We start from the raw sequence: 4307 nt of genomic DNA, 5'->3' as shown, positions 1-4307 counted from the left end.
GCGGTAGAACGTCGGCTCGGACACACCCATCTTCCGGCAGACCTCGTCCACCGTCGCGCCGTTCTCCGCCTGCCGAAGGGCAAAGGCGATCTGTTCGTTCGTGAAGCGTTTGCGAGGCATGGCATCCTCCCTCCTTCAGGGTTCAGGATGCCCGAAAAACTTGCGCTAAGCGCGGACCAGTTTGGTGGGTCAGGGTCAAAGCCAGCATCTGCTTATCCAGAGATGTATCGGCTATCAGGCGACGAAGCCGGGCGTTCTTGCGCTCCAGATCCTTCATCTTCTTAGCCTGATCGACCTCCAGGCCGCCGTATTCCTTGCACCGGCGATAATAGCTCTGGTCAGAGTTTTTCGCATCCCTGCATGAAAGGGCCAAACTCTTGCCCTGAGCTGTCTGCACCTCGATCTGGCGCAGCTTGAGTACGATCTGCTCCGCGTTCGTCTTCTGACCTCGCCGCATGTCCGACTCCTCCGGTCCTGGCTGATCCTCTCAATCAGCCCGGTCCAAAGCCAGCCGGTCAGGTCAAAGTGGCGGACGCTGTCCCATACGCGGCCATCGTACGCGATGGCATGGGTCGCGCCGGTCTGTAGGTCACGATGCGGGTGCCTACTGAACGAACCATCAGGGTGCCGACGAACGGGTTGTTTTGCTGCGTCTTGAGGCCCCGCGCGAGTTCGACGGGGAAGCTGCCCGCCTCCACGATGGCGAAGATCCGGCCGCCGATCTCGACGACGTTGGTGTTGAAGGTGTCGTTGCTGCCCCGCCGCAGCCCGAGCGCGGCTGGCTGCTTGAGCGCGGCGGCGGCTGTGCGTAAATCGATCCACCGGTTCCGGTACCACAACGCCTTGCCGGCCTCGATCGCGAGGCCGTGCACCATGCTGTCGCCGAGGAACCAGGCGTGGCCCCGCGTCGCGGCGCGTGCAGGGTTGGCCCCCATCTTGAGGTAGGGGCCGTCAAGCCCAGGCGGGATCGACCAGGCGACGGGCAGGTTCTCCAGCGTCAGCTCCACGCGCATCGGTTCGTAGACGCCGACCACGAAGGGATTGTCCGTTCCTGACAGGCGCAGCCGGTTGCAGGCCGCCCAAAGGCCGACGCCGGTCTCGGCAGCGGCGCGGAAGGCCGCCTGGATTCGGTTCGGCATCGGCAGCAGCTCTCCGATCAGATAGCAGGCCGGGCCGTCATCGCGGCGGGCAGGCCCCGTTCCCGGCCGCGGACGGTGGGCGCGCGGGTCGTGATCGGCTGCCTCGGTAGACCATGCGCGCGACGTCGCTGGGTAGCGAGCTTACGGCAGGCCAGTCCGACCGTGTGTGGCATCGCGCATGGATCCGACATGTCCGCGGTATCCCCCGGCGGATCCGGGATCGATGAGGCGCAGGAACCGGGGTCTCTCATGGCCATTGGTTTGCCGAGCCGGCGTTCACGCTGGCCGGGAGGATGACATGTCCGAGGATACAGAAAAGCACCGGGCTTTGCTCAGTGCCCTCATGGCTGCACAGGGGAAGGGCGACGGCTCCTTCGAGCAGGCTGTCACGAATGCCTTCGAGCACGTGTTCGCACATCTCGGGCGCCTGAACGATCACGTCTCCTTGGGTGGCCCCGATGGGGGAGGCCCCCATTTAAAACCCGGTGAGTCGCCGACCCTGCGATAGGGACGGGATGGCCTGTCCGAGCAATTTGGTGAGGCGGGCTCGACGATCGCGCTGTCAACGAAGCCGACCAGCAGACGGTTGGCTAACGCGGCCTGTACAAGCCGAGTCCTGTTTAGTCAGGTGACACGTACCCGCACCCGGTGCCGGCAGGTGTAGAAATAGCCTTTGTGTTTCCACACGTCGTCGGGCAGCGCCGGCTGGGTTTGGCCGGCCAGATCCCAGGCCCTGGCGGTGAGGTCGTGCTCCCCCGGCGGTAGGTCAAGTTCAGCGATCCAGAAGGTTCAGGCGAACGGCACGTCGGGCTGTTGCTCGAACGTTGCCTGGATCCGAGTCCGCCCGCCATCGCCTGAGACATCAATGTGGATGACGGCCCGGTCGCCCGCGACCGCGTAGCCTCGAACCCGGCATGCCCCAACACTGAGGACAGCGCCGTGCGCGGGCTCGCAGGTCGCAGCATTGAGCGCCATCGCGTCGATGGTGTGTCCCCGTCCGGATCGGCGGTCACGTCGGTTGGGTACAGCTTGTAGTCGCCAGCCTGGATCGGATTGTTCGAGGGTCTATCCTGATCTTCCCCCGATTTTGCGAACACGGGCTTAGCTTGCGTTTCGCTCGGCCTGTTCGGGTGTGGCGTAGCCGAGGGCCGAGTGGATGCGCTGCCGATTGTAGTAGCTCTCGATGTAGGCGAACAGATCGCGCCGCGCCTCCTCCCGGGTCCCCCCATCGTCGCTGGTGGACGAGTTCGACCTTGAGGTTGTGGAAGAAGCTCTCCATCGGGGCGTTGTCGTAACAGCAACCGGTCCGGCTCATGGACGGCCTCGCCCTCATACCGGCGCGTTGCTTGTGGTAGGCCTCGTCAGCGTATTGGCTGCCGCGGTCTGAGTGACAGACGAGCTGAACCGCCGGGCGGTGTCGTTGGGTCGCCACATGAGAGCGGCCACGGTCAATTCGGTGCGCATGTGAGTGCGCATGGACCAGCCGACAATCTTGCGGGTGGCTAGATTGAGTACGGCCGCAAGGTAGAGCCAGCCCTCCCCGGTCGGCTGGTAGGTGATGTCTGCCAGCCACACCCTGGCGGGCTTGGCGGCCGAGAAGTCCTGCTTCAAGAGGTTCGGGGCGATCGGCAGGTCGTGACGGCTGTCGGTCGTGCAGGGCCGGTACCGGCGGCCTGCCAGAGCGCGGATGCTGTGACGACGTATCAGGCGATCGACCCGTCCGCGGCTGGCCGACGGACCTTCCGCCCGCAGGGCGGCATGCACACGCGGCGCGCCGTAGCGCCGATGATGGGCGGCATGGATGCGCCGGACGTCGTCCAGGAACTGACGGTCGGACGCCGACCGGGCGCTCTCGGAGCGCGACCGCCAGCTTTCGTCGCTACTCGGGGACACGGCGAGCACGCGGCACATTAGGCGCACCGGCCAGGTACGCGCCTGTTGCTCGATGAAAGCGAACGTCACTCGGGCATCTCCGCGAAGATGCCGATGGTTTATGGGATGGCCCGCCCCTCACCGAACCGTTCGTGGCATGCTGCTGCCTTGGAGGAATGGAGGGATTGGAAATGGCAAAGAGTTCGGTCGCCGTGCTGGGTATCGATCTCGGCAAAAACAGCTGTAGCCTGGTTGGCTTCGACCCAGCCGGTACGGTGGTTCTGCGTTGTCACGCACGGCGTGAGACGATCATCGGCCTGACGGCCAAGCTGCCCGCTTGCGTCGTCGCGATGGAGGCCTGATGCGACGTTCATGACCTCGGGCGACTGCTGGCCGCGCAGGGACATACCATCCGACTGATATCGCCCGAGTATGTCCGCCCCTACGTCAATGCGCAGAACACCAACGACCGCGATGCCGAGGCGATCGACGAGGCCGCCACGCGCCCGACCATGCGCTTCGTGCCCCTCAAGGCCCAGGAGCAACTCGATATGCAGGGCCTGCACCGGGTCCGATCTCGGCTGGTCGGCATGCGCACCATGCTCATGAACCAGCTCCGCGCGATCCTGTTGGAGCGCGGTCTCGTTTTCCCGCATGGCCGCCGCAAGTTCGAGACGGCGGTCGCCATTCTCGTGAGGGCTCCCCAGGCGCAGATTGGCCCGCGTATCCAGCTCTCGTCGCCGAGATCCGTGGGGAGTGGGCGAGGCTCGACGGCCGTATCGAAGCTCTCGACCGGGCGTCCGTGGCGCATGTCCGCGCCGACGAGGCGGCATGTCGCCTGGTGTCGATCCCAGGCGTCGGGCCGATGACGGCCACGGCCCTGCGCGCGGCCGTCGACGACGGAAACGCCTTCACGTCCGCGCGCGACCGGCCGGCCTGGCTTGGCCTCGTGCCCCGACAGCATACGACCGGTGGCAAGCCGAAGCTGCTCGGCATCAGCAAGAGGGGCAACGCCTATCTGCGTGGGCTCCTCATCCATGGAGCGCGCAGCGCTGGCCTCACTGTCCAAGTTCGAGATGGGACCGGCCGATGGCTGCTTGGTCTGCTGGCGCGGGCGCACTACAACGTCGTGGTCATCGCGCTCGCCGCCAAGCTCGCGCGGATCGCCTAGAGGCTGTTATGAACCTGTGGCGAGTTGAGCGGCCTTTTTGAGCATGAGGCAGACGAAAGCGACGAGGTGCAGGTCTGCCAGGGTGCTTGCATAGCGCTCGTAATCTTTGACGAGCCTGCGAAAGC

At 65.3% G+C, this 4307-nt stretch carries 3 protein-coding genes and 5 pseudogenes; 2 read left to right on the top strand and 6 right to left on the bottom strand.

Features of this window, described 5'->3' with window-relative positions:
- The 3 genes and pseudogenes from AO398_RS26455 to AO398_RS26445 all read right to left on the bottom strand — a co-directional run.
- Positions 1-120 (bottom strand): transposase (locus AO398_RS26455; protein WP_152997577.1); only part of this gene is annotated, 120 nt, incomplete at its 3' end.
- A gap of 79 nt (positions 121-199) precedes the next feature.
- A pseudogene (locus AO398_RS26450) lies at positions 200-457 on the bottom strand (transposase); the annotation flags it as partial.
- 58 nt (positions 458-515) lie between these two features.
- Entirely contained in the window at positions 516-1139 is a 624-nt protein-coding gene (locus AO398_RS26445) for a carotenoid oxygenase family protein (RefSeq protein WP_244498898.1), read from the bottom strand.
- Positions 1140-1437: 298 nt separating this feature from the next.
- Here AO398_RS26445 and AO398_RS29575 point away from each other — a divergent pair, with 298 nt between their 5' ends.
- Positions 1438-1647, top strand: a complete 210-nt coding sequence (locus tag AO398_RS29575; protein WP_082643463.1) for a hypothetical protein — start codon at positions 1438-1440, stop codon at positions 1645-1647.
- A 116-nt stretch (positions 1648-1763) separates the two neighbouring features.
- Here AO398_RS29575 and AO398_RS29855 read toward each other — a convergent pair.
- Positions 1764-2114 (bottom strand): annotated as a pseudogene (locus tag AO398_RS29855) (hypothetical protein).
- Positions 2115-2240: 126 nt separating this feature from the next.
- Positions 2241-3131: pseudogene (locus tag AO398_RS26435) on the bottom strand (IS3 family transposase); the annotation flags it as partial.
- A gap of 92 nt (positions 3132-3223) precedes the next feature.
- Between AO398_RS26435 and AO398_RS26430 the strand changes: the two are divergent.
- Positions 3224-4182, top strand: a pseudogene (locus tag AO398_RS26430) (IS110 family transposase).
- Positions 4183-4188: 6 nt separating this feature from the next.
- Here AO398_RS26430 and AO398_RS28660 read toward each other — a convergent pair.
- A pseudogene (locus AO398_RS28660) lies at positions 4189-4307 on the bottom strand (IS5/IS1182 family transposase); the annotation flags it as partial.

The sequence above is a fragment of the Methylobacterium sp. GXS13 genome (assembly GCF_001455965.1).
Classification (GTDB): Bacteria; Pseudomonadota; Alphaproteobacteria; order Rhizobiales; family Beijerinckiaceae; genus Methylobacterium.
Note: the sequence above shows the minus strand (reverse complement) of the source record. Positions and strands in the feature narration are given on the sequence as shown.